23 protein-coding genes are annotated in these 25,648 nt (G+C 63.8%); 21 read left to right on the top strand and 2 right to left on the bottom strand.

The features are described from left to right. The first annotated feature begins 356 nt into the window (after positions 1-356). The 8 genes from ACGLHR_RS07690 to ACGLHR_RS07655 all read left to right on the top strand — a co-directional run bounded on the left by ACGLHR_RS07690 (position 357) and on the right by ACGLHR_RS07655 (position 8,528). Positions 357-1,982, top strand: a complete 1,626-nt coding sequence (locus ACGLHR_RS07690) for a 3-(methylthio)propionyl-CoA ligase (RefSeq protein ID WP_400093025.1) — start codon at positions 357-359, stop codon at positions 1,980-1,982. Between the two features lie 148 nt (positions 1,983-2,130). Then, entirely contained in the window at positions 2,131-3,369 is a 1,239-nt protein-coding gene (locus ACGLHR_RS07685; RefSeq protein WP_400093024.1) for a branched-chain amino acid ABC transporter substrate-binding protein, read from the top strand. Positions 3,370-3,562: 193 nt separating this feature from the next. After that, the gene (locus tag ACGLHR_RS07680) at positions 3,563-4,510 is read left to right on the top strand and encodes a branched-chain amino acid ABC transporter permease (protein ID WP_400093022.1); all 948 of its coding nucleotides are present in this window, start codon (positions 3,563-3,565) and stop codon (positions 4,508-4,510) included. A gap of 4 nt (positions 4,511-4,514) precedes the next feature. Beyond that, positions 4,515-5,828: a branched-chain amino acid ABC transporter permease gene (locus tag ACGLHR_RS07675; RefSeq protein ID WP_318235873.1), complete on the top strand. Its 1,314-nt coding sequence runs from the start codon at positions 4,515-4,517 to the stop codon at positions 5,826-5,828. Continuing rightward, positions 5,825-6,598 carry an ABC transporter ATP-binding protein gene (locus tag ACGLHR_RS07670; RefSeq protein WP_318235874.1) on the top strand — a complete coding sequence of 258 codons (774 nt, stop codon included), beginning with the start codon at positions 5,825-5,827 and terminating at the stop codon, positions 6,596-6,598. The genes ACGLHR_RS07675 and ACGLHR_RS07670 overlap by 4 nt, the downstream gene beginning before the upstream one ends. Then, positions 6,598-7,311, top strand: coding sequence for an ABC transporter ATP-binding protein (locus ACGLHR_RS07665; protein WP_267603127.1), 714 nt, complete (start codon positions 6,598-6,600; stop codon positions 7,309-7,311). Before ACGLHR_RS07670 ends, ACGLHR_RS07665 begins: the two co-directional genes overlap by 1 nt. A 654-nt stretch (positions 7,312-7,965) precedes the next feature. Next, on the top strand, positions 7,966-8,214 hold the full coding sequence (locus tag ACGLHR_RS07660) for an AbrB/MazE/SpoVT family DNA-binding domain-containing protein (protein WP_318235875.1): 249 nt from the start codon (positions 7,966-7,968) through the stop codon (positions 8,212-8,214). Beyond that, positions 8,208-8,528: a type II toxin-antitoxin system PemK/MazF family toxin gene (locus tag ACGLHR_RS07655; protein ID WP_318235876.1), complete on the top strand. Its 321-nt coding sequence runs from the start codon at positions 8,208-8,210 to the stop codon at positions 8,526-8,528. The genes ACGLHR_RS07660 and ACGLHR_RS07655 overlap by 7 nt, the downstream gene beginning before the upstream one ends. A 228-nt stretch (positions 8,529-8,756) precedes the next feature. On the opposite strand, the gene ACGLHR_RS07650 is transcribed toward ACGLHR_RS07655, so the two are convergent. Then, positions 8,757-10,130: an esterase-like activity of phytase family protein gene (locus ACGLHR_RS07650; protein ID WP_400093020.1), complete on the bottom strand. Its 1,374-nt coding sequence runs from the start codon at positions 10,128-10,130 to the stop codon at positions 8,757-8,759. Between the two features lie 300 nt (positions 10,131-10,430). On the opposite strand from ACGLHR_RS07650, the gene ACGLHR_RS07645 reads away from it, so the two are divergent. The 7 genes from ACGLHR_RS07645 to ACGLHR_RS07615 all read left to right on the top strand — a co-directional run bounded on the left by ACGLHR_RS07645 (position 10,431) and on the right by ACGLHR_RS07615 (position 16,074). Beyond that, complete coding sequence (locus ACGLHR_RS07645) at positions 10,431-11,072, top strand: transcriptional regulator (protein ID WP_400093018.1); 642 nt, start codon at positions 10,431-10,433, stop codon at positions 11,070-11,072. Beyond that, the gene (locus ACGLHR_RS07640; protein WP_400093016.1) at positions 11,062-12,033 is read left to right on the top strand and encodes an ornithine cyclodeaminase family protein; all 972 of its coding nucleotides are present in this window, start codon (positions 11,062-11,064) and stop codon (positions 12,031-12,033) included. The genes ACGLHR_RS07645 and ACGLHR_RS07640 overlap by 11 nt, the downstream gene beginning before the upstream one ends. A gap of 28 nt (positions 12,034-12,061) precedes the next feature. Beyond that, entirely contained in the window at positions 12,062-13,024 is a 963-nt protein-coding gene (locus ACGLHR_RS07635) for a threo-3-hydroxy-L-aspartate ammonia-lyase (RefSeq protein ID WP_267603122.1), read from the top strand. A gap of 614 nt (positions 13,025-13,638) precedes the next feature. Continuing rightward, positions 13,639-14,964: a dicarboxylate/amino acid:cation symporter gene (locus ACGLHR_RS07630; RefSeq protein WP_400093015.1), complete on the top strand. Its 1,326-nt coding sequence runs from the start codon at positions 13,639-13,641 to the stop codon at positions 14,962-14,964. Positions 14,965-15,279: 315 nt separating this feature from the next. Continuing rightward, positions 15,280-15,588, top strand: a complete 309-nt coding sequence (locus ACGLHR_RS07625) for a DUF2892 domain-containing protein (protein ID WP_400093014.1) — start codon at positions 15,280-15,282, stop codon at positions 15,586-15,588. Positions 15,589-15,590: 2 nt separating this feature from the next. Beyond that, the gene (locus ACGLHR_RS07620) at positions 15,591-15,830 is read left to right on the top strand and encodes an RNA polymerase sigma factor (RefSeq protein ID WP_400093013.1); all 240 of its coding nucleotides are present in this window, start codon (positions 15,591-15,593) and stop codon (positions 15,828-15,830) included. A gap of 73 nt (positions 15,831-15,903) precedes the next feature. Continuing rightward, on the top strand, positions 15,904-16,074 hold the full coding sequence (locus ACGLHR_RS07615) for an RNA polymerase sigma factor (protein WP_400093087.1): 171 nt from the start codon (positions 15,904-15,906) through the stop codon (positions 16,072-16,074). Between the two features lie 58 nt (positions 16,075-16,132). Here the strand turns inward: ACGLHR_RS07615 and ACGLHR_RS07610 are convergent, their stop codons facing one another. Further along, a complete protein-coding gene (locus ACGLHR_RS07610) occupies positions 16,133-17,653 on the bottom strand; it encodes an amino acid permease (protein WP_400093012.1) in 1,521 nt (506 codons plus the stop codon). A 466-nt stretch (positions 17,654-18,119) separates the two neighbouring features. Here ACGLHR_RS07610 and ACGLHR_RS07605 point away from each other — a divergent pair, with 466 nt between their 5' ends. From ACGLHR_RS07605 to ACGLHR_RS07580, 6 genes are all read left to right on the top strand, one after another. Beyond that, positions 18,120-20,201: a 3-hydroxyacyl-CoA dehydrogenase NAD-binding domain-containing protein gene (locus tag ACGLHR_RS07605; protein ID WP_400093011.1), complete on the top strand. Its 2,082-nt coding sequence runs from the start codon at positions 18,120-18,122 to the stop codon at positions 20,199-20,201. Positions 20,202-20,293: 92 nt separating this feature from the next. After that, positions 20,294-20,929: a bifunctional nicotinamidase/pyrazinamidase gene (pncA, locus tag ACGLHR_RS07600; RefSeq protein ID WP_400093010.1), complete on the top strand. Its 636-nt coding sequence runs from the start codon at positions 20,294-20,296 to the stop codon at positions 20,927-20,929. Between the two features lie 138 nt (positions 20,930-21,067). Further along, complete coding sequence (locus ACGLHR_RS07595; RefSeq protein WP_318235402.1) at positions 21,068-22,246, top strand: acetyl-CoA C-acyltransferase; 1,179 nt, start codon at positions 21,068-21,070, stop codon at positions 22,244-22,246. 37 nt (positions 22,247-22,283) lie between these two features. After that, a complete protein-coding gene (locus ACGLHR_RS07590) occupies positions 22,284-22,691 on the top strand; it encodes a PaaI family thioesterase (protein WP_400093085.1) in 408 nt (135 codons plus the stop codon). Positions 22,692-22,896: 205 nt separating this feature from the next. Beyond that, entirely contained in the window at positions 22,897-24,747 is a 1,851-nt protein-coding gene (locus ACGLHR_RS07585) for an acyl-CoA dehydrogenase (protein ID WP_400093009.1), read from the top strand. Positions 24,748-24,817: 70 nt separating this feature from the next. Next, positions 24,818-25,600 (top strand): SDR family oxidoreductase, encoded by a 783-nt coding sequence (locus tag ACGLHR_RS07580; RefSeq protein ID WP_400093008.1) that lies wholly within the window; start codon positions 24,818-24,820, stop codon positions 25,598-25,600. The last annotated feature ends 48 nt before the right edge of the window (positions 25,601-25,648 follow it).

Here is a 25,648-nt window from a genome sequence, read left to right as displayed (position 1 = left end):
GGCATCACTTTGGGTAGCTGGGCGGTGCAGCGCCGGCTCGTCGAATTTCCCGCAAGTGCGCTTGCAGGCTAGGGAAAACGACATGTTGAGGTGCAACATGGCAGGCGTTATTGTACTTCCACGCCGTCACTCGCATCTCTGACCGCTATTGTCACCGCAATGTTTCCAGACTGACCTTGAATCCTGCCCCCAGCGCACCGGCATGGGGCAGATGTGCAGCCACCCGGCATGCCGGATATGGCGGCGCACAACGGATTCCCGTTGACGCTTCATCAAAGTATGGGAACAATCGGCCCAAAAATAGAACGGTTGTTCGTTTTTTTGACGGATTCCGAGAAATCACAGGAGACTATTCCATGGCATTGATGGGTCAAATGATGAGCGAACCTCTGCTCATTTCCTCCATCATCAAGCACGCCGCACGCCACTATGGCGGCACGGAAATCGTCTCGCGACGGACCGAAGGCGATCTGCACCGCTATACCTACCGCGACTGCGAGCTGCGCTCGCGCAAGCTGGCCCAGGCCATCGCCGCGCTGGGCGTGCAGTCGGGCGACCGTGTCGGCACGCTGGCCTGGAATGGCTATCGTCACCTGGAGATCTACTACGGCGTATCGGGCTCGGGAGCGGTATGCCATACCGTCAACCCGCGCCTGTTCCCCGAGCAGGTCGCCTACATCATCAACCACGCCGAAGACCAGTACGTGTTCTTCGATGCCACCTTCCTGCCGCTGGTGGAAGGCGTGGCGGCGCATTGCCCGGGCGTGAAGGGCTGGGTGATGATGAGCGACCGCTCGCACATGCCGGCCAACGCCAAAGTTGCGCTGCTGTGCTACGAGGACCTGATCGACGCGCAGGACGGCAACTACACGTGGCCGCAGTTCGACGAGAACACGGCTTCCAGCCTGTGCTACACCTCCGGCACCACCGGCAACCCCAAGGGCGCGCTGTATTCGCATCGCTCCACCGTGCTGCATTCCTACGCATCGGCGCTGCCGGACGCGCTGGGCTGCTCGGCCCGTGACGTGATCCTGCCCGTGGTGCCGATGTTCCACGTCAATGCCTGGGGCCTGCCGTACTCGGTGCCGCTGGTGGGCGCCAAGCTGGTGCTGCCGGGCGCCAAGCTCGACGGCGCCTCGGTCTACGAACTGTTCGAGCAGGAGAAGGTGACCTTCTCGGCCGGCGTGCCCACCGTATGGCTGGGCCTGCTGCAGTATGTGCAGGCCAACAATCTCAAGTTCTCCACCTTCCATCGCACCGTGATCGGTGGCTCGGCCGCGCCGCCCGCCATGATCCGCGCGCTCAAGGCGCTCGGCGTGGAGACCATCCACGCCTGGGGCATGACGGAGATGTCCCCGCTGGGCACCTCCTGCAAGCTGCTGGCGCGCCACAACGACCTGCCGGAAGACGAGCAGCAGAAGATCCAGGAAAAGCAGGGCCGCGTGATCTACGGCGTGGACATGAAGATCGTCGACGGCGACGACAACGAGCTGCCCTGGGATGGCAAGGCGTTTGGCGACCTGCATGTACGCGGTCCCTGGGTGATCGAGCACTACTACCGCAACGACGCGTCGCCGCTGGTGGATGGCTGGTTCCCCACGGGCGACGTGGCCACCATCGACCCCGACGGCTATATGCAGATCACCGATCGCAGCAAGGACGTGATCAAGTCCGGCGGCGAGTGGATCTCCTCGATCGATATCGAGAACGTCGCGGCGGCCCACCCGGCGGTGCACATGGCGGCCTGCATTTCCTGCTATCACCCCAAGTGGGACGAGCGCCCGCTGCTGGTCGTGATGAAGAAGTCGGGGGCCGAGGTGACGCGCGAGGAACTGCTGAAGTACTTCGAAGGCAAGGTCGCCAAATGGTGGATCCCCGACGACGTCGTCTTTGTCACCGAGATTCCGCTCACCGCTACCGGCAAGATGCAGAAACTCAAGCTGCGCGAGCAGTTCAAGGACTACCGCCTGCCGGCGGCCTGACCCCAAGGCGGCCATAGAGCCGCCAATGCTTGCCGGCCTTCGATGCCGGCGATTGCAGGACAGGTTCGCGGCGCGCGAGGTCGTGGGAGAGAGCGCCGCCGCGAACCGGGATCAACAACAGCCAACAATAAAACCGAAGGAGACAAGCATGATCAGATTGCGTCCGCTCGTGGCCGCCACGGCCATTTTCGCGGCAATGGGTTCCGGGGTCGCGGCTGCCGATACGGTGAAGATTGCCTTTATCGACCCGCTGTCCGGGCTGATGGCGCCGGTGGGGCAGAACCAGCTCAAGAGCTGGCAGTATGTGGCGGACATCGCCAACCAGAAGAACTGGGGCGGTGGCAACAAGTTTGAAGTGGTTGGCTTCGACAACAAGCTCTCGCCACAGGAAAGCCTGACCATCCTCAAGCAGGCGGTGGACCAGGGCATCCGCTATATCGTGCAAGGCAACGGCTCCTCCGTGGGCATGGCGCTGGAAGACGCGGTGGCCAAGCACAATGAGCGCAATCCGGGCAAGGAAATCGTCTACCTGAACTACGCCGCGGTGGACCCGGACATGACCAACAGCAAGTGCAACTATTGGCATTTCCGGCTCGACGCCAACTCCGACATGAAGATGGAAGCCCTGACCACCTTCCTGGCCAAGGATCCCAACGTCAAGAAGGTTTACCTGATCAACCAGAACTACTCGTTCGGCCACCAGGTGGCGCGCGCCGCCAAGGACTACCTCAAGCGCAAGCGTCCGGACATCCAGATCGTCGGCGAAGACCTGCATCCGCTGGCACAGGTCAAGGACTTTGCCCCGTATGCGGCCAAGATCAAGGCCTCCGGCGCAGATACCGTCATCACCGGTAACTGGGGCAGCGACCTCGCGCTGCTGATCAAGGCCGGCAAGGACGCGGGCCTGGGCACCAACTACTACACCTACTACGCCGCCACCACTGGCGTGCCCACCGCCATGGGGCCGTCGGAAGCCGGGCATGTCAAGTACGTCGGCTACTACAACCCCAACAACAAGGGCTTCAAGGGCGGCGACGTCATCGAAGGCTTCAAGAAGAAGTACAACGATGACTTCTACGTGATGGCCGCGTACACGGGCATCGCCATGCTGGGCAAGGCATTCACGGACATCAAGTCGACGGATCCGGTCAAGGTGGCCAAGGCGCTCGAAGGCATCAAGGCCGAAAGCCTGAATGGCACCGTGGAGATGCGCGGCTCGGATCACCAGGCCCAGCAATCGCTGGTGGTGGCCACCTGGACCAAGGTTGATGGCAAGGAGGTCAAGTTCGACCAGGAAAACACCGGCTTTGGCTGGAAGACCGATGCGCTGATGGACCAGTACGTGGCAGCGCAGCCGACTTCCTGCCAGATGAAGCGCCCGGGCTAAGCCTGCGCGCTTGGCGGGCGGCGCGTCGGGTTCCGGCGCGCCGCCCGATCCTGCATACTTCGGTCGGCCCGGGGCAGCGCTTGCGGCCCCGGGCGGGTGGCGCACACCCGTTTGCACCCGCGTGCAACCGTTTCCAGACCGGCCGGCTGCCGGCAGCCAGGTGGCTGGCCGGCGTCAGAATGAAGGATATGTTGTGGAATTCTTCGTCATTTCCCTGTTGAATGGCATCAGCTACGGGCTGCTGTTGTTCATGCTCTCTTCCGGGCTTACGTTGATTTTCAGCATGATGGGCGTGCTGAACTTCGCGCACGCAAGCTTCTACATGCTGGGCGCGTACTTCGCCTACACTATCGCCAGCAAGATCGGCTTCTGGCCCGCGCTGATCTTCGCGCCGCTGCTGGTGGCCGGCGCCGGGGCGCTGGTCGAGCGCTTCGGATTGCGCACCGTGCACAAGTTCGGGCATGTGGCCGAGTTGCTGTTCACCTTTGGCCTGGCCTACCTGATCGAGGAAGGCGTGAAGCTGGTATGGGGCCTGGCCGCCGTACCCTACCGCATCCCGGCCGAACTGGACGGGCCGCTGTTTACCGTATTCACCTCGTCGTTCCCCAAGTACCGCGCCTTCATGATGCTGGTGTCGCTGGCCATGCTGGTGGCGATCTACCTGGTGCTCACCCGCACCCGCATCGGGCTGGTGATCCAGGCGGCGCTGACGCATCCCGAGATGGTCGAAGCGCTTGGCCACAATGTGCCGCGCGTGTTCATGATGGTCTTTGGCGGTGGCGCCGCGCTGGCGGGGCTGGCCGGCGTGATCGGCGGCAATGCCTTTATTACCGAGCCGTCGATGGCGGCAGCGGTGGGGTCGATCATCTTCGTGGTGGCGGTGGTGGGCGGCATGGGGTCTTTAGTGGGGGCCTTCATTGCCTCGCTGCTGATCGGCGTGCTGCAAACCTTTGCCGTCACGCTCGACGCCTCGCTGGCTGGCTTGCTGGGCTCAATCGGCCTGCAGATTACCGACAGCACGCCGCTGTCTTCGCTATGGAAGCTCACGGTGGCGCAGGTTGCCCCGGTACTGCCGTATTTGTTGCTGGTGGTGATGCTGATTTTCCGCCCGCGTGGTCTGATGGGTACCCGGGAGGGCTGACAGCATGGAGACGACAATGCAACAACGCCGCGAGGCGGTCGTGACGGGCCGCACCATGCGCTACCGCCCGATGAACCTGGCACGCTGGGCGATCTGGGGCCTGACCGCCGCCCTGATGCTGGTGATGCCGCTGTTTTTCACCGGCGGCTTCGCCATCACGCTGATGTCGCAGATGGGCATCATGATTATCTTCGCGCTGTCCTACAACATGCTGCTTGGGCAGACCGGCATGCTGTCGTTCGGCCATGCGGTGTACGCGGGCCTGGGCGCCTTCATCGCCATCCACGTGCTCAATATGGTTGGCGCGGGCAAGGTATGGCTGCCGGTCTCGCTGCTGCCGGTGGTTGGCGGCCTGGCCGGCGCCTTCTTCGGTGTGCTGTTCGGCTACGTCACCACCAAGAAGTCCGGCACCACCTTCGCCATGATCACCATGGGCATCGGGGAAATGGTATTTGCCAGCTCGCTGATGTTCCCGGATTTCTTCGGCGGCGAGGGCGGCATCTCCACCAACCGCATGGTGGGAGACCCCGTGTTCGGCATCACCTACGGCCCCGGCCGCCAGGTGTATTACCTGATCGCGGTGTGGTGCCTGCTGTCCATGGCGGCCATGTACGCCTGGACCCAGACGCCGCTTGGGCGCATCGCCAACGCGGTGCGCGACAACCCGGAGCGGGTGGAATTCATCGGCTACAACACGCAGCGCGTGCGCTACCTGGTGCTGATCCTGTCGGCGTTCTTCGCCGGCATCTCGGGGGCGCTGTCGGCCATCAATTTCGAGATCGTGTCGGCCGAGAACGTCAGTGCGGTGCGCTCCGGGGGGGTGCTGCTGGCGGCCTTCATCGGCGGTGCGGGCGTGTTCTTCGGCCCGGTGATCGGCGCCGTGGTCTTCATCCTGTTCGCAGTGGCACTGTCGGACCTGACCAAGGCCTGGCTGCTGTACCTTGGCCTGTTCTTTGTGCTGATGGTCATGTTCGTGCCCGGCGGCATCGCCAGCCTGCTGATGATGCAGGTGCCGCTGCTCGCGCGCGGCAAGCTGCGCCGCATGCTGCCCGACTACGGCATCGCTGCGGCCGCCGGGCTGGTGCTGCTAGCGGCGGTGATCCTCACCGTGGAACTGGTCTACAAGGTGCAGGTGGATAGCGCCAACGGCACCGAGATGTCGTTGCTGCGCATCGGCTTCGACGCCGGCACCGTGGCACCGTGGCTGGTGGCGGCAGCGTTGTGGGTGGCTGGCCTGCTGGCTTGCCGCGCTGCCCGCACGCGGGTACGCGCCACGTGGGACAAGGTACAGGCCGAAATGGCGGGAGGCACGGCATGAGCGCCGCACTGGAACTGAACGATGTACGCAAGAAATTCGGCCAGACCGAGATCATCCGGGGCGTCAACCTGACCATCCCCAAGGGTGAGCGGCATGCGCTGATCGGCCCCAACGGCGCCGGCAAGTCGACCACCTTCAACCTGATCTCTGGCCGCTTTGCGCCCAGCTCGGGCACGGTCAAGCTCAATGGCCAGCAGATAGGCGGGCTACAGCCCTTCGTGATCAACCGCATGGGGCTGTCGCGCAGCTTCCAGATCACCAATATCTTTCACCGCCTGTCGGTGTTCGAGAACCTGCGCTGCGCCGTGCTCTGGTCATTGGGCTACAAGTATTCGTTCTGGCATCGTCTCTCGGAGCTGCGCGACGCGCGCGAGCGGGCTGACGAAGTGCTGGAACTGATCGGCCTGCAGCACCGCCGCAACACCCAGGCCAGCCTGCTGACCTATGCGGAGCAGCGCGCGCTGGAGATCGGCATCACCATTGCCGGCGGCGCCGAGGTGATCCTGCTGGACGAGCCCACGGCCGGCATGAGCCGTTCTGAGTCCGACCATGCGGTGGAGTTGATCCGTCGCGTCACCGTGGGCAAGACCCTGGTGATGGTGGAGCACGATATGAGCGTGGTGTTCGGGCTGGCCGACCGCATCTCGGTGCTGGTCTACGGCGAGGTCATCGCCACCGACACGCCCGAAGCCATCCGCGCCAACCGCAAGGTCAAGGAAGCCTACCTGGGCACGACCCTGGACGAACCTGCTACTGAGGGAGCGCACTGATGGGCAAGCGCATGCTGGACGTGCAGGGCCTGCACGCCTACTACGGCAAGAGCCATATCCTCCACGGCGTCGATGCGCATATCGGCGAAGGCGAGATCGTCGCGCTGCTGGGCCGCAACGGGGTGGGGCGCTCGACCATGGCCAAGGCCATCCTTGGCATGGTCAAGGCTGAGGGCTCGGTGCGCTTTCGCGACGAGGAGATCCTCGGGCGGCGCACCTTCGAGATCGCCCACCTGGGCGTGGGCTACGTGCCGGAGAACCGGGATATCTTCCCTACGCTCACGGTGCGCCAGAACCTGCAACTTGGCGAGAAGCGCAATCCGCGCCAGTCCAAGCCCCGCTGGACGGTGCAGGACATGTACAACATGTTCCCGCGCCTGAAGGAGCGTGAGAACACCGCCGCCGGCGTGCTCTCCGGCGGTGAGCAGCAGATGCTCACGCTGTGCCGCACCCTGATGGGCGACCCCGACCTGGTGCTGATCGACGAGCCTACCGAAGGGCTGGCCCCGATGATCGTCACGCTGGTGGGCGATTACCTGAAGGTCCTGAAGGAGCGTGGCGTGTCGGTGTTGCTGATCGAGCAGAAGCTGGCCATCGCGCTGGATATTTCCCAGCGGGTCTATGTGATGGGGCACGGGCATATCGTGTTCGAAGGCACGCCGGGGGATCTGAAGGCCAATGCGGCTATTCGCAAGGAGTGGCTGGAGGTGTAGGGGCAGGTGGCAAGGGCCGGGGGGGATGCCGTCCACGCCCAGCAGGCGGTATCTCTGGTGTGCGAGGCACCGGCTTTCTCTTCCTCCAGGCTGGTGGGTCCTGGCGCGTTTGAAAAACCGTTTTTACCATCTTGGTCACGTCGGCCTCATGGGCGATCTCCAGCGCGTACTGCGCAATATGACCTGCGCAAGGGTTCCGGCGAATCGCCAACATCAATCCATGCTGCGCGCGTTTGCAGATGCCGACTTAGCCATGGATGGGGTTCATTGACCCGCGCGTTTCGGGCTTCCCCTTTCGCGTCGCGGGGATCGTGCCTGTAGTAGTTGCGCATGCGGATCTGCCCGTTGCGCCCATGGACACAGCTTTTTCGGCCCCCCCCCACCACCACTAATATGCCGATAAGTACACTTGCCGGTATGCGCTTTTGAGAAGCCTGGGGCCGCATGAGGTAGAACAGCGTCTCGCCGCTCTGCGCGGCTAGATGCAGACGGCGCAGCGCGTCATTGCGGATGTGCGCTTGCCACAGGAGCGGCGGGAGGCGATGGCAGTTGTGGGCGATGCTTTCGGTGATATTAGATGATTGAGCCAGGATGTAATAACATTGTGTTGCCATTCAGCATTGGATGGTATAACATTGTGCTTACGGTGATGCTATGAGAACGATGATTCGCAGGATGGGTAATTCGCAGGGTGTATTGATCCCCAAGCCGATCCTTGCTCAGCTCGGTTTGGAGGGTGAAGTGGACATGGAAGTTGAGGATGACACGTTGGTCATTCGGCGTGCGCAAAGGAAGGCTCGTGCGGGTTGGGCTGAAGCCAGCAAGGATGTCGCTGCAGCCGGCGATGACGCGCTGGTGATGGGCGAATTCTCCAACGCGGGTGATGCGGAGCTCGTGTGGTAGCGCGCGGTGAAATATGGCTGGTCGCGTTGGACCCGACCTTGGGTAGCGAGATTCAGAAAACGCGTCCCTGCGTGGTCGTGTCACCGCCCGAGTTGCACGACCATCTGCGCACGGTCATCGTCGCGCCGATGACAACGAAGGGGCAGCCTGCGCCGTTCCGCGTTCCGATCACCTTCATGAAGAAGAGTGGGTTGATTTTGCTCGACCAGATTCGCACGGTGGACAAAGTGCGCCTGGTCAAGAAAGCCGGTGTGGTGGCCGATAAAACGTTGTTGAGCACCCTGCGCACCTTGCAGGAAGTTTTTGCGGAATAACGGGAAAAGGGACGCGTCTCCGCCTCGAGCACCGCGCCATACTCACGATGGGAAGCCTACTGCTGGAGCAGTGCTTGGTATGTGTACTGACTAGTTGCGATCGGCAGCGGCCACGGCGCAATCTCCGAGCAGAGTCCCACGGAGTTGACGAGAGCGCCCAAACGCCAAGCCCCGGACGGAAGCAGCACAGGGACGAGCGCGGCGCAAGGCGCGCCGCGCCAGCCAGGCTCAACGTGCCTTCAGGAACTCACCGACCTCGAGCAGGACCAGCTCGTTGTCGTCCGCTTTGTTCGGCTCGCGGCTGCTGGAAAAAGGCAGGTTGTTATCGTTGCCGACCACGATGTGGGTCGGGTCCACCACATCCACGTTCTCGATGGTGAAGAACGGGAACTTGAGCACGCCGTCGTTCAGCGGCTTGCGGGCCAGCTTGTCGGGGTCGGCGATATTGAGTAGGTCGATGTAGCCGATCTTGCGGACCGGGCCGCCCGCGTTGGCGTCGGTCAGCTCGATCTTGTAGATGCGCTTGAACTTCGCGATGTCCGAGAAGCAGTCGTTGCGCTTCTGGCCTTCGGGGCAGGCCTTGTCGGCCGTGCCTTCGCCGTTGTCGCGCTCGATGATGAGGCCGGTGGTGGCGTCGATCATGTTGAAGTCGCCGATGGCGTTGCCGTTGGCTTCCAGCGGGTACTTCCAGGAGCGGCCCGTCCACTTGCCGGCCTGGGTGTCGAACTCCAGCACCCGCAGGGCTTCCTTGCCGTCGATGCGTTCAAAGTCCTTGGCTTCGGCGTTCCACACGGGGCCTTCCAGCAGGGCATAGAGCTTGCTGCCGTCCGGTGACGAGGCCATGCCCTCGAAGCCCTTGGAGCGCTTGACCTGGAAATCCACCGCGCCGCCCGGCACGCCCGGCGTGGTCACGGCGGGATGGTCGGGCGAGCGGACAACCTTGCCGTCGACCAGCGTGTCGTACACGGCAAGCACCTTGCCTTGCAGGTCGGCCTTGATCAGGAAGGGCCCGAACTCGTCGCCGATCCACAGCGCGCCGCCGGCGAACTGGAAGCTCTCCGTATCGAAGTCCGAACCGGTCAGGTAGCGTTGCCTGCTGCCTTCGTGAACGATGCGGAAGGGCACCTTCTTGTCCGGATCGTGCAGGAACACGGTGCCCAGGCGATGGAGCTTGCCGTTCTTGAAGTCCACCTTGTAGTGATTCAGGTAGAGCATGAAGTCCGGCGAATTGGCCTTGCTGCCGGCGCCGTTGTCGGTCAGCACCCAGAAGCTGCCGTCCGCCATGTGCTTGATGCCGGAATGGCCTTGCAGCGGCTGGCCCTTGAAGGGCAGCGATACGTCTGTTGGCCGGTTGTTCGACTGGCCTTCCACCGCGCCGATCTTTTCCACGCGCGCGCCGGTGGTGAACTTGCCGCTTGCCAGGAGATCCTGCGGCGCATCCTTGGGCGCGGCGATATAGCTCTGCGCGGGCAGGATGGCGTGGCCGGCGAGGGTGGCGGGGTAGGCGGCAGGGGCTATGGCCTGGGCCGCGACGGGTAAAGCCCAGGCCGCAGCGGTGACGGCGATAACGGCAATGACGGTCGCGGACGGGAGGATGCGCATGTAGGAGAAGAATGGTGTCGAAAGACCGCTACGATGCATGGGCCACATGACGGTGGCGTGATGATGGCGTGACGGCCGCGTGACAGGTAAGTGTCTCGATCTGACAACGGCCGCACGCGCTAACCTGATCGCCAGCATTGTCGGATCGCGCCAGGTCTAAGTAACTTGTAGATAACTTTTATGGCAGGGCCATCGGTCTCAGGTTGGGACGCTCAAGAAATTTCCTGCAACCGCGATCCTTCTTGTCGCCCGGTTACTCGCTGTATTGACAAATTGTCTATATCTGGATAATATGTCCGTATGAAAAAACGCACGCCAGAACGCACGCCCGAGCAGCAAGCGCTGCTCGAGCAACTCAAGCAGGTGGCCCAAGGATTGAGCGAGACCTTCGCGCCCTTTTGCGAGGTGGTTGTCCACGATCTGCTGGACCCTAAGCACGCCATCCTCGCCATCCATAACAACCTGTCGGGCCGCCAGGTGGGAGACCCCGCAACCGAGTTGGGGCTTGCCCGGATTGCCGACCCCGAGTATCCGCAGGTGATCGCCAACTATGCGAATCAGTTCGCCGACGGGCGGCAGGCCAAGAGCACGTCGATCGGCATCAAGGATTCGACCGGGGGCTATGTGGCCGCCCTGTGCATGAACGTCGACCTGACGTTGTTCCGCAGCTTGCAAAACGTGCTGAGCCAGTTCGGCAGCGTGGACGCGGGCGCGACCATGAAGGAGTCGCTCGACCCGGCCGGCGCGGATGCCATTCGGGCCCGCATCGACCAGTTTGCCGCGCGCCTTGCCACTACACCGCGATCCCTCAAGGCCGAAGACAGGCGCGCGTTGCTGCGCGAACTCAAGGAGGCGGGATTCATGGAGGTGCGCCGCGCCATGGAAATCGTGGCGCTGCATCTCGGCGTGTCGCGGGCTACGGTGTATAGCTATGCCAAGTGAAGCGCGCTTGCTCCTGCTCGACAAGAACCAGGTCGAGTCACTGCTGCAGCCGGCAGATGCACTGGAGGCGGTGAACGAAGCCTTTGCCCTGCATAGCCAGGGCGAGGGCCGTGTCTTTCCGCTGGTTCGGGAGCCGCTGGCGACCGGTGGCGTGTTCGGCATCAAGTCCGGCGATGTCCAGTCGCAGGGCCTGTTGGGTTTCAAGGCGGCCGGATTCTGGCCGGCCAACCGCCAGGTAGGCGGCGAGCCGCATCAGGCTACGATCATGCTGATCGATCCGGCAACCGGCCGGCCAGTGTGCATGATCGATGGCAACGCCGTCACCACGATGCGCACCGGCGCCGCTGGCGGCCTGGGGCTTCAGTTACTGGCACGCCAGGACAGCGAGCGCCTGTGCTTGTTCGGCACTGGCGTGCAAGCGCGGATCCAGTTGACGTTCGCCCTTGCGCTGCTGCCCTCGCTCAAGCAGGTTCAATACGTTACGGTGACGGGCCAGCCCGACGCCGCGTTCGAGCGCGCCTTTGCCAAGCGCTGCGAGATTTCCCATGCCGCCGATCGCAATGCGGCGGTGGAGGGCAGCGACGTGGTGATCACCGCAACGCCTGGCGGCGGTGCGCTGTTCGACCTGCAAGCCGTGCAGGCCGGAACGCACCTGAACTGCGTGGGCGCGGACACACGCGGCAAGCGCGAGTTGCCCGACGGCCTGCTGGCGCGCGCGCGGCTGTTTGTCGACGACCGGGCCCAGGCCCGCCAGATCGGCGAAACGCAGTGGGCGCCGGATACGCCTTGCACGGAAATCGGCGACGTGCTGGCCGGCAAGGCGCAAGTTGACCGCCACGATGCCGACATTACCGTCTTCGATATGACGGGCCTGGCGCTGCAGGACCTGACGGTGGCTCGCCTGCTCCATCGGCGAGCCGCCGCCGCGCAAGCAGGCACCAGCATTCACTGGCCCTGGTAGCCTTCTTACTCAAACGAGACTTACGATCATGCTGAATCTACCCACTTTTGATGATGTGTCAGCAGCCGCCCGGCGGCTTGAGGGCCATGCTCACCGCACCCCCGTCATGCGCTCGCGCACTGCGGACAAGGAAGTGGGCGCGGAACTCTTCTTCAAGTGCGAGAACCTGCAGCGCATGGGTGCCTTCAAGTTTCGTGGCGCCTTTAATGCGCTCTCGAAGTTCGACGAGCGCCAGAGGCGGGCAGGGGTGGTGGCGTATTCTTCGGGCAATCATGCGCAAGGCATTGCGTTGTCGGCCTCATTGCTCGGCATCCCTGCGACGATCGTGATGCCCCATGATGCGCCGGCCGCCAAGGTAGCCGCGACCCGCGGCTACGGCGCCAAAGTGGTCATCTATGACCGCTATACGGAAGATCGCGAGGCAATCGGCCGCAAGCTGGCCGAGGAGCACGGCCTGACCCTGATCCCGCCGTATGACCATCCGGATGTCATTGCCGGGCAGGGCACCGCGGCCAAGGAACTGTTCGAGGAAACCGGCGAGCTGGATGCCCTGTTCGTCTGCCTTGGCGGCGGCGGGCTGCTCTCCGGTTCCGCGCTGTCCGCGCGCGCACTGGCTCCACAATGCAAGATCTACGGCGTGGAGCCAGCCGCCGGCAACGACGGCCAGCAGTCGTTCCGCTCCGGCTCGATCGTGCATATCGAGACACCCAAGACCATCGCCGACGGCGCGCAGACGCAGCACCTTGGCAACTACACCTTCGAGATCATTCGCCGCGATGTCGATGACATCGTGACCGCGACCGACGAGGAACTGGTCGACTGCATGCGCTTTTTCGCATCGCGCATGAAGCTGGTGGTGGAGCCCACCGGCTGCCTCGGCTTTGCGGCCGCGCGCGCGATGAAGGCCGAACTGAAGGGCAAGCGCGTGGGGGTCATCATCAGCGGCGGGAACATCGATATTGACCGGTTCGCGGCCTTGCTTGCTGGCTGATTGGCATGATCCGCGTGCGGGCGGCCGGTGCGCATGGCACCGGCTGGCCATGCAGCGTGGCGCAGGTGACGTTGACCCCGGCGGCATGATTGCCGGGGCCGGCGGCATCAGCGCCAGGAACAGATTCGCCCATTTCTACCGATAGTCATCCGTGTGAGCCTGTCCATCAGGCTGCGCACACGATGGCGTTTGCGTTCACCGGAAGTCCCCCGGCATCGCAATTGCATTCCTGGCCTCGCTCTGGCCATCTCCTCCAATGTTTCCGCTTTGCGGCCGTCGCCCGAAGGCATGCGCTTGCGATCATCCAGCGCGGCTTGCTCGCGCGCATTGTGGGCGAGCGGGCCTCTCGTGCGCGTGCCGCCGGCGCTGTGCCCTCGTCTTCCCGAAATACCTCGGGTTTTCATCGTGTTGACGGTTTGTCTAATTCTGGATAATCGGTCTTATCGACATGAACGGGATGCACTGTGCGCCGAGGCCGAGGCCGAGGCCTTGGCGCATGGCGTCTGCCCGCCAAGGTTGGAGCGCTGCCCGCCGTCGGCGAGGCGGGAAAGGCAGCCCTTGGCCCAGACCAGCCGCGGGCGCCGATATCGGAAACTGGCCAGGAGGCGAAAGCTTTGAAAACCACAAACAAACTTACCCGCTGGATCATGCTCAGCATGGTCCTGGGCGTCATCGTCGGCTATGCCTGTCACCGCATGGCGGCTGACGCGGCAGCCGCCAAGGTGATCGCCGGGAATTTCTCGATCATCACCGAGATCTTCCTGCGCATGATCAAGATGATCATCGCCCCGCTCGTATTTGCGACGCTGGTCTCGGGCATCGCGAGCATGGACGACGCCAAGGCAATCGGCCGCATCGGCGCCAAGGCCTTGACCTGGTTCATCGTCGCGTCGCTCGTGTCGCTGAGCATCGGATTGCTGTTCGTGAACCTGGCGCAACCCGGTGTCAGCCTGAACATGGTCCTGCCGGACGCTGGCGCAAGCACGAATCTCAAGACCAGCGCGCTCAACCTGAAAGAGTTCGTCACGCATATCTTCCCGAAGAGCATCTTCGAGGCCATGGCGACCAACGAGATCATGCAGATCCTGATCTTCTCGCTCTTCTTCGGCGTTGCACTGGGCAAGGCTACCGGTGATTCCGGCCAGTTCCTGAAACGTTCCGTTGACGAACTGATGAACGTGATGTTGCGCATCACCAATACGGTGATGCTGTTCGCGCCGGTCGGCATCTTTGCAGCGCTTGCCGCGGCCATCACCGTGCAGGGGCTCGACGTACTGGTGACCTATGGCAAGTTCATCGGCGCGTTCTATCTCGCGTTGCTGGCGCTGTGGGCTGTGCTCTTTATCGCAGGCTATGCGGTTCTCAAGGGGCGCATGTTCGAGCTGGCAAAGGGCATCCGCGAACCCATGATGATCGCTTTCTCCACCGCCAGCAGCGAGGCGGCTTACCCGAAGATGATCGAGCGGCTCCAGCGCTTTGGGGTGAAGAAGCGCCTCGTCGGATTTGTCCTGCCGCTTGGCTACTCGTTCAACCTCGATGGCTCGATGGTGTATCAGGCGTTTGCGGCGGTCTTCATCGCGCAGGCCTTCAATGTCGACATGTCGCTCGGGCACCAGATCACCATGCTTCTGATCCTGATGGTCAGCAGCAAGGGCATGGCCGCGGTCCCGCGCGGCTCGCTGGTGGTGGTAGCCGCCATCTTGCCGATGTTCGGCTTGCCGGAGGCAGGCCTGCTGCTGGTGATGGGAATCGATCAGTTCCTTGACATGGGGCGCACGGCGACCAATGTCCTGGGCAACAGTATCGCCACTGCCGTGGTTGCAAAATGGGAGGGGGAACTTGGGACGGAGGAAGAGCCCGATTCACTCTCCGATGAGTTTGTCGCCGGTCACGGCGCCCTGGTCAAGCAAACGATGCAGTCTCCAGAAAGCATGGCCTGATTTCGCGAAAGAGCTATGCGCTGACGTTGCTGCTGACGCGACGCACTGTGGGTGGTTGACCGAGTGGTGCCCGAAGGCGGCAAATGACATCCCGCGCTGGCCACCTCTCCACAAGGAGAGTCGCCATGCCTAAAGCTCTAGTCCTAGCTGCCAACGTGTCGATACGCACCCAGCAAGCGTCGCTGGAGGCGGCTGGGTGCGCAAGCCATGTAACTACCACGACGCAGCGTAGTTAGTGGTCGAGAGTTATCTGCTGCAAAGCCGGGCCAAAGTCCTGGAAACCAGGCTGTAACTGGCGCGTGCATTGGGCGGCAGTTGGAGCGACAAAAAGCAGGAATTTTTGAATCCTTTGCGGCGCTGGCCGCCTCCTACCCCGTAGGAACGCTGTCCTTCAACCGCAAGAGAGGTTATATGTTTTTTCAGAAGAATCTTCCGAAATGGGAGCGCGCACTGCGCTTGTGCATCGGCTTGGTTATCGTAATCGCCGCCTCCTTCGTCGTGCCGATGGACCCTACCATCAAATGGGTGGCGGTGGCCGCTGGCGTTGTGTTCGCCTGCACCGGCTTCATCGGCTTCTGCCCGATGTGTGCCATGTTCGGCCGCAAGCTGAAACGCTCCGACTGATCATGGGACGACTCGATGCTCAGTTGGTGGAAGCTGCCTTTCAGGGTGACGCCCGCGCGCTCGACCAGTTGCTCATCGCCATGCAGCCGGACCTCAGGCGCTTCGCCCGCCGCACTTGCGCCACCAGTGAAGACGCTGAGGACGCGGTTCAGGTCGCACTGTGGAAACTGCACAGCAAGATCCACACGCTGCACAAGCTGTCGGCACTAGCAGCTTGGATGTTTCGCATCGTCGATGCGTGAGTGTTTTCGGCTGTTTTCGGTCTTTAAAAAGACGGTGCCACTATCGGAAGCGCTTGAGGAGACGTTGTACCAAGTGCCGGTGCCGCATCAACTGCGTCATGATCCGGTGGTGGCGATTGCTGCGTTGCCGCCGCATTACAGGGAAATCCTGATCTTGCGCGATATCGAAGAACTGTCCGCGCCGGAGACCGCGACGCACCTCAATATCTCGGCCCCCCGCACCACGCAGGTGCCAGGAGACTAAATTCCGGCACAGGCACTGGCAGTATGTGATGCTAGGTGTGCGCGGCCAGGCCGCTCGCTCAGCGCCCCGGCGCACCTACGCCAACCGCCTCCGCCTCGCCCGCACGCTTGCAGTTGAACGGCATGTCTTCATAGTCGATCAGCCGCGTCTTCCTGACCAGCCGATACCCCAGCCATAGCACAAGGAACAGCGGCACGCCGATATAGGTGCCGACAATCTCCAGCCAGCGCCCGCGCACATCGCTGAATGCCTGATAGTTCTGGCCGAGCACGATCACCACGCACAGCACGATGGCAAAGATGGGGCCGACGGGATAGAGCGGCGAGCGGTAGGCCAGGTCGGACGGCTTGTAGCCCTGGTACACCAGTCCCCGGCGGAAGCGGTAATGGCTGATGGCGATGCCGAGCCACGCGATGAAGCCGGTCATGCCGGACGTATTCAGCAGCCACAAGTAGACTGCCTTGTCGCCAAACAACGAACTGAGGAAGCACAGGGCGCCGACGGCGGTGCTGGCGAACAGGGCGTTGTATGGCACGCCGTTGGCGGAGAGCCGCGCCAATGCCCTTGGCGCGCGGCCGCTGACCGCCAGGCCGTACAGGATCCGCGTGGAGGCGTACATGCTGGAGGTGCCGGCGGAGAGCAGGGCGGTCAGCACCACCGCGTTCATCAGCCCGGCGGCGAAGGCCAGGCCGGCATGGCGGAACACCAGCGCGAAGGGGCTCACGCCGATGTCGGTGACGTCGTTGCGCAGCAGGCTGGGGTCGGTGTAGGGGATCAGCACGCCGATGATCAGGATCGCCAGCACGTAGAACAGCAGGATGCGCCAGAAAGTCTGGCGGATGGCGCGCGGGATGGTGCGCGCCGGGTCGGCGGCCTCGCCGGCTGCCACGCCAACGGTCTCCGTGCCCTGGAAGGAGAATCCGGCAATCATGGCCACGCCGAACATGGCGGGGATGCCGCCCACGAAGGGGGCGTCGCCAAGCGTGAAGTTGTGCCAGCCCGATTGCGGCCCGCCCTTGAGGATGCCGAAGATCATCATCAGCCCGGCCGCCAGGAAGATCAGGATCGTGGCTACCTTGATCAGCGCGAACCAGTACTCGGCCTCGCCAAAGCCGCGTACCGAGAAGGCGTTGAGCCCGAACATCAAGAGCAGGAAGGCCGCGCTCCACATCACGCCGGAGATGTGCGGGAACCAGTACTGCATCACCAGCTGCGCCGCCGTGAGTTCCACGGCAATCGTCACGGCCAGGCTGAACCAGTAGCTCCAGCCGAGCGCGAAGCCAAAGCCTTCCTCCACATAGAGCGCGCTGTAGGTGACGAAGGAGCCGGCCACCGGCATATGCACGGCGAGCTCGCCCAGGCTGGTCATCAGGCAATACACCATCAGGGCGATCAGGCAATACATCAGCAGCGCGCCGCCGGGCCCCGCCTGGGAGATCGATGCGCCGGAGGCCACGAACAGCCCGGTGCCGACCGCGCCGCCGATGGCGATCATGGTCAGGTGGCGGGCCTTGAGCTTGCGCTGGAGATCGTCGTGCTCGACGACGGGATGCTGGTGAAGGTGAGGATGGGAAGACATCAGGGTCACTGGAACTTCGGCGGGCAACGCCTCGTGGGGCGCCCGAGCGGGCAAAGCGCGCGAGTCTACCGGGTTATCCGGGTAAATCCGAGGGTTACGGCGGTTTATGTCAGGAAAGTCGCCTACTGTGACTAGAGGCAATCCTCAGGGGGGCGGGGAATGTGCCGGATGAGCCATTGCGCTCCGGGCTTACCCTAGCTTTTTAGTGGGCTTTGGCAGCCTGAATGCACGGGGGCGAGATCCGCCATGAACAACGCGCATGGTACCGCCCGGCCAGCCCCAAAATGAAATTGAACGACCGTGCTATTTTGTGTATGCTTGATCCGCTCGCGATAGGGTGGGCGCCGGCCGAGGGGTGCAAGCCTCGGGCTTCTCCGGCGGCCGGGCGGTGGTTTGGGGCCGCGCAGAAAAACATAATTCGAGAATTCGAATCCCGAGACAACTTCTAGTTACCAAAGGAACCAGCATGACAGCGCAGTATCAGGTTCAGGACGGCGTCGCCGTCATCACGCTCGACAATCCCCCCGTCAACGGCCTGGGTCTCAGCACCCGGCTTGGCATCGTCGAAGGCATGACCCGTGCGCTGGACGATGCGGCCGTCAAGGCCATCGTCATTACCGGCGCCGGCAAAGCCTTCTCGGGCGGCGCGGACATCCGTGAATTCAATACGCCCAAGGCCACCCAGGAGCCGACGCTGCACTCGGTGATCAAGGTCGTGGAAGGGTCGAGCAAGCCCGTCGTGGCGGCGATCCATTCCGTCGCCATGGGCGGCGGCCTGGAGCTGGCGCTGGGTTGTAACTACCGCGTGGCGTCGAAGGGCGCGCAGATCGCCCTGCCGGAAGTGAAGCTGGGCCTGCTGCCCGGCGCCGGTGGCACGCAGCGCCTGCCGCGCGTGATCGGCCTGGAAGCCGCCCTGAACATGATCGTGTCGGGCAATGCCATCCCCAGCGAAAAATTCGCCGGCACCAAGCTGTTCGACGAAATCGTCGACGGCGACGTGCTGCCCGCGGCCGTGGCCTTCGCCAAGACGGTGGCGGCCAACCCCGGCCCGTACCCCAAGGTGCGCGACCTGAAGGTCAAGCACGAGAACGCGGAAGGCTTCATCGCCTTTGCCCGCAATACCGTGGCCGCGGTCGCCAAGAATTTCCCGGCGCCGCTGAAGTGCGTGGACGCCGTGGCTGCCTCGCTCACGCCGTTCGACGCTGGCCTGAAGGCTGAGCGCGAAGGCTTCATGGCCCTGGTGACCACGCCTGAATCGCGCGCGCTGCGCCACGCCTTCTTTGGCGAACGTGCCGCCAGCAAGATCCCGGACGTACCGGAAGGCACCCCCACCCGCAAGCTGGAGAAGATTGCCGTGATCGGCGCCGGCACCATGGGCGGCGGCATCACCATGAACTTCCTGAACGCCGGCATCCCGGTGATCATGCTGGAAACCAAGCAGGAAGCGCTGGACCGCGGCGTGGCCACGATCCGCAAGAACTACGAGAACAGCGCCAAGAAGGGCAAGCTCACGCAAGAGAAGGTAGAGCAGCGCATGGGCCTGCTGACCACCACGCTGTCCTATGACGACATCAAGGATGCGGACATGGTGATCGAAGCCGTGTTCGAGGAAATGGGCGTCAAGGAAATCGTCTTCAAGAAGCTGGACGAAGTGATGAAGCAGGGCGCGATCCTGGCGTCGAACACCTCCACGCTGGACGTCAACAAGATCGCCTCCTTCACCAAGCGCCCGCAAGACGTGGTCGGCATGCACTTCTTCAGCCCGGCCAACGTGATGAAGCTGCTGGAAGTGGTGCGTGGCGAGAAGACCGGCAAGGACGTGCTGGCCACCGTCATGCAGGTCGCCAAGAAGATCAAGAAGACTGCCGTGGTATCTGGCGTGTGCGACGGCTTTATCGGCAACCGCATGATCGAGCAGTACAGCCGCCAGGCTGGCTACCTGCTGGACGAAGGCGCGCTGCCGGAGCAAGTGGACAAGGCCATCGAGAAGTTCGGCTTTGCCATGGGCCCGTTCCGCATGGGCGACCTGGCCGGCAACGACATCGGCTGGGCCATCCGCAAGCGCCGCGCCATCGACAAGCCTGAAATCCAGTACTCGAAGACCGCCGACCTGCTGTGCGAACTGGGCCGCTACGGCCAGAAGACCGGCGCGGGCTGGTACGACTACAAGGCGGGCGACCGCAAGCCGTACCCGAACCAGCAGGTCAACGACATGATCGTGCAGCACTCCAAGGACCTGGGCATCACCCGCCGCAAGATTTCCGATGAGGAGATCGTCGAGCGCCTGGTGTTCGCGCTGGTCAACGAAGGCGCCAAGATCCTGGAAGAAGGCATTGCCTCCAAGGCCTCGGATATCGATATGGTCTACCTGACCGGCTACGGTTTCCCGCTGTTCCGTGGTGGCCCGATGCTGTACGCGGACCAGGTTGGCCTGTTCAACGTGGCGCAGTCGATGGCGCGCTATGCCAAGGGCTACCACGGCGAAGCCTGGAAAGCAGCCCCGCTGCTGGTCAAGCTGGCTGCCGAGGGCAAGGGCTTCAACGGCTAAGTACGGCCAAGGCGATGTTCGCGCGGCGCAGTCAGGCCGCGCGGGGTTCTCAACATTGATCGCAAACCGGTCACCTAGCGAGGAGTAGCGGCATGGCCAAGCAATACGGCCCCGAAGATTGCCTGCTGGTCATCGACGTGCAGAACGACTTCATGCCCGGCGGCGCGCTTGCCGTGGCGCAGGGCGATGAAGTCGTGCCCGTGATCAACCGCCTCGCGGCGGCGTTTGCGCATGTGGTGCTGACCCAGGACTGGCATCCGGCCAGCCACGTTTCGTTTGCCGCCAACCATGCCGGCACGCAGCCGTTCCAGACCGTGGTGTTGCCCTATGGCCAGCAAGTCTTGTGGCCCACGCATTGCGTGCAGGGCAGCCACGGCGCGGCGCTGCATGCCGGGCTGGAGGTGCCGCATGCGCAGATGGTGATCCGCAAGGGCCATCACCGCGAGGTGGACAGCTACTCGGCCTTCATGGAGGCCGATCGCACCACCCGCACCGGGCTTGCAGGCTATTTGCAGGAGCGCGGGGTGCGCCGGGTGTTTTGCGTGGGACTGGCAACGGACTACTGCGTTGCCTGGAGCGCGCTCGATGCCCGGACGGCCGGATTTGACGCCATTGTGGTCGACGACGCCTGTCGCGCCATCGATCTCGACGGCTCGCTGGCAAACGCGTGGCGAAACCTGGAAGCCGCGGGCGTACAGCGCCTGCAGTCTGCCGGCCTGTTGTACTGAACCTGACGCATCGCCTGACTAAGCCTGACCAAGCCTGGCTAACACGACTGAACCCGGCCAAAGACCTATTGCAAGACACTGCGGGACGTGAACGCACGCCGCAGGTCACCAGATACCAGAGATACTGAGGAGCAAGACATGAAAGAGGCAGTCATCGTATCCACCGCACGTACCGGCCTGGCCAAAAGCTGGAAGGGTGGTTTCAACATGACCCACGGCGCGACCCTGGGCGGCCATGCGGTCCAGCACGCCATCGCCCGCGCCAAGATCGAAGCTGGCGAAGTGGAAGACGTGCTGATGGGCTGTGCCAACCCGGAAGGCGCCACCGGCGCCAACATCGCACGCCAGATCGCCCTGCGCGCCGGCTGCCCGGTGACCGTTCCCGGCGCTACCGTGAACCGTTTCTGCTCGTCCGGCCTGCAAACCATCGCCATGGCCGCGCAACGCGTGATCGCCGATGAAGGCGACATCTTCGTGGCCGGCGGCGTGGAAAGCATTTCCTGCGTGCAGCAGGAAATGAACCGCCACATGATCCAGGAAAGCTGGCTGACCAAGAACAAGCCGGAAATTTACTGGAACATGCTGCAAACCGCCGAGAACGTGGCCAAGCGCTACAACGTCTCGCGCGAGCGCCAGGACGAATACGGCGTGCGCAGCCAGCAGCGCGCGTTCGCCGCGCTCGAAGCCGGCAAGTTCAACGATGAAATCGTGCCGATCACGGTGCTCGCCGGCGTGGCCGACAAGGCTACGGGCCAGCTGATGACCAAGGAAGTCACGGTCTCGGCCGACGAAGGCATCCGTGGCGACACCACGCTGGAAGCTGTGTCGAAAATCCGCACCGCCATGCCCGGCGGCGTGGTTTCGGCAGGTAACGCGTCGCAATTCTCCGACGGCGCTTCGGCGGTCGTGGTCATGGATTCGAAGGTGGCCGAGGCCAAGGGCCTGCAGCCGCTGGGCGCGTTCCGCGGCTTCGCCGTGGCCGGTTGCGAGCCTGACGAAATGGGCATCGGCCCGGTGTTCGCGGTGCCCAAGCTGCTGAAGAAGGCCGGCCTGACGGTTGCCGACATCGGCCTGTGGGAGCTGAACGAAGCCTTCGCCGTGCAGGTGCTGTACTGCGCCGACACGCTGGGCATCCCCATGGACCGCCTGAATGTCAATGGCGGCGCCATCGCGGTGGGCCACCCTTACGGCGTGTCGGGTGCTCGCCTGGTCGGCCACGCGCTGATCGAAGGCAAGCGCCGTGGCGTGAAGTACGTGGTGGTGACCATGTGCATCGGCGGCGGCCAGGGTGCTGCCGGCCTGTTCGAAGTCCTCTGAGCGGCGGCAACGCACCGTGAGCGATCAAGCCGACCCGATGCTGTCCCATGGCCGGGAGGTGCTGGCCAGCCAGCCCTTCTCGGTGCTGGTCGGCGCCGAGCTGGCCGCGCTCTCGCCCGGCCGCGCCGAGCTGCGCCTGCCTATCCGGCAGGACCTGCAGCAACAGTACGGCTTCCTGCATGGCGGCGTTGTCAGCTACCTGGCTGACAACGCACTGACCTATGCGGGCGGCGCGGCCATGGCGGCGCCGGTGGTGACCTCCGAGTACAAGATCAACTACCTGCGCCCGGCGATTGGCGACATGCTGATTGCCCGCGCTGAATGCCTCAACCGCGGCCGCCAGCAAGCGGTGGTGCGGTGCGATGTGTTCATGGTCAAGGATGGCGAGGAAAAGCTCTGCGCGGTGGCGCAGGGCACCATCGCCCGCCTGGGCGAAGGTAGCTAAGCACGGCAGGAAAGAGACGGGCGCGCGAGCGCCTTTTTCTTTCCCCGCGCCATTTGGAGAATTTACAGAATGTGCGGTGCGCCATGCGAGCGTGCCGTTGTGGAGACAGCGACGATCCCCGCCGCGAGGCTGCCAATAGCGCCATCGCCGCCGCCGGATCGCGCATCTTTGATTTTCCCTTTCAGTCTGGGAGCCGTTTCCTGCCATGTCGCTGATCCTTTCCCGCCGTGACCTGAACTTCGTGCTGTACGAATGGCTCAAGGTCGAAGGGCTGACCCGTATTCCGCGCTACGCCGACCATTCCCGCGAGACCTTCGACGCCGCGCTCGATACCTGCGAGAAGATCGCCGCCGACCTGTTCGCGCCGCACAACAAGAAGAGCGACCAGCACGAGCCGCATTTCGACGGCGAGACCGTCACCATCATCCCCGAGGTCAAGACCGCGCTGAAGGCCTTCTGCGAGGCCGGCCTGATGGCGGCCGGGCAGGACTACGACATCGGCGGCATGCAGCTGCCGGTGGTGGTGGAGAAGGCCGGCTTTGCCTACTTCAAGGGCGCCAACGTCGGCACCAGTTCCTATCCTTTCCTGACCATCGGCAACGCCAACCTGCTGCTCACGCACGGCACGCCGGCGCAGGTGGAGACCTTCGTCAAGCCGGAGATGGAAGGGCGCTTCTTCGGCACCATGTGCCTGTCCGAGCCGCAGGCCGGCTCGTCGCTGTCGGACATCACCACGCGCGCCGACTACGAGGGCGAATCGCCGCTGGGCCAGCAGTACCGCCTGCGCGGCAACAAGATGTGGATCTCGGCCGGCGAGCATGAGCTGTCCGACAATATCGTGCACCTGGTGCTGGCCAAGATCCCAGGCCCGGACGGCAAGCTGATCCCGGGCGTGAAGGGCATCTCGCTGTTTATCGTGCCCAAGTACCTGGTCAATGCCGATGGCAGCCTGGGCGAGCACAACGACGTGGTACTGGCCGGCCTGAACCACAAGATGGGCTATCGCGGCACCACCAACTGCCTGCTGAACTTCGGCGAAGGCATGAAGTACAAGCCGGGCGGCAAGGCCGGTGCCATCGGCTACCTGGTGGGCGAGCCGCACAAGGGCCTGGCCTGCATGTTCCATATGATGAACGAGGCCCGCATCGGCGTGGGCCTGGGCGCGGTGATGCTGGGCTATACCGGCTACCTGCACTCGGTGGACTATGCGCGCAACCGCCCGCAGGGCCGCCCGATCGGCCCCGGCGGCAAGGATCCGGCCAGCCCGCAAGTGCGGCTGGTGGAGCACGCGGACATCCGCCGCATGCTGCTGGCGCAGAAGAGCTATGTGGAAGGCGGGCTGGCGCTCAACCTGTACTGCGCGCAACTGGTGGACCAGGAACGTGCCGCCGAGGGTGCGGAGCACGAGCGCCTGGCGCTGCTGCTGGATATCCTCACGCCCATCGCCAAGAGCTGGCCGTCGCAGTGGTGCCTGGAAGCCAACAGCCTGGCCATCCAGGTGCATGGCGGCTACGGCTACACCCGCGAGTACAACGTCGAGCAGTTCTACCGCGACAACCGCCTCAACCCGATCCACGAAGGCACCCATGGCATCCAGGGCCTGGACCTGCTGGGCCGCAAGGTGGTGATGAAGGACGGCGCGGCATTCAAGGTTCTTGGCGAGGAGATCCAGGCCACGATCGGCCGGGCCTTGGCCAGCGGCGATGCCGCGCTGGGCAGCCACGCAAAGGCGCTGGGTGCCGCCGTCAAGCGCGTGGCGGAAGTCACGCAGGCGCTGTGGGCAGCGGGCGACGCCAAGGTGACGCTGGCCAACGCCTCGGTGTACCTGGAAGCGTTCGGCCATGTGGTGCTGTCGTGGGCGTGGCTGGAGCAGGAACTGGTCGCGCAGGCCGCGCTGGCGGGCGCCAAGAGCCAGGAAGACCAGGACTTCTATCGCGGCAAGCTGGCGGCGGCGGAATATTTCTTCCGCTGGGAACTGCCCAAGGTGGGTCCGCAGCTTGACCTGCTGGCCTCGCTCGACCGCACTACGCTGGACATGCAGGACGCCTGGTTCTGACCGGCGGCTCGCACAAGTTGATCAGGCGCGCGCACCTGTCTGCGCGCGCCACACCAAATCGGGAGACACCATGAACACCATCCAGCAATTGTTCGACCTGAAGGGCAAGACCGCACTGATCACCGGCGGTTCGCGCGGGCTCGGCCTGCAGATCGCCGAAGCGCTTGGCGAGCAGGGCGCGCGCATCGTGCTGTCGGCGCGCAAGGCCGACGAGCTGCAAGCGGCGCAAGCCCACCTGAGGGGGCTTGGCATCGACGCCGAATGGATCGCCGCCGACGGCGCCCGCGACGCGGATATCGTGCGCCTGGCCGACGAGGCCCTGGCCAAGCTCGGCCACATCGACATCCTCGTCAACAACGCCGGGGCCACCTGGGGCGCGCCCGCCGAGGACCATCCGGTGGAAGCCTGGGACAAGGTGATGAACCTGAATATCCGCGGCGTGTTCCTGCTCTCTCAGCGCATCGGCAAGCTGTCCATGATCCCGCGCCGCTACGGCCGCATCATCAACGTGGCCTCCATCGCCGGCCTGGCGGGCAACCCGCCGGGATCGATGGAAACCATTGCCTACAACACCTCCAAGGGCGCGGTGGTGAACTTCACCCGCACGCTGGCGGCCGAGTGGGGCGAGCACAACATCACGGTGAATGCGCTGGCGCCGGGCTTCTTCCCCTCCAAGATGACGCAGGGATCGCTGGACCGCCTGGGCGTGGAAGCCATGTGCGCCTCGGTGCCGCTGCACCGGCTGGGCGACGACGAGGACCTGAAGGGCGCGGCGCTGCTGTTCGCCAGCGCTGCCGGCAAGCACATCACCGGCCAGGTACTGGCGGTGGATGGCGGCGTGAGCGCGGTATAAAGTCCATGCTCTAATGCGGTTGGCCCCTGCAGGGCGGGCCTTTACTCC

Origin of the sequence: Cupriavidus sp. CuC1, assembly GCF_044627735.1 — a bacterium.
GTDB classification, from domain to species: Bacteria; Pseudomonadota; Gammaproteobacteria; order Burkholderiales; family Burkholderiaceae; genus Cupriavidus; species Cupriavidus ulmosensis.
This window is presented reverse-complemented; position numbering and strand designations above follow the sequence as displayed.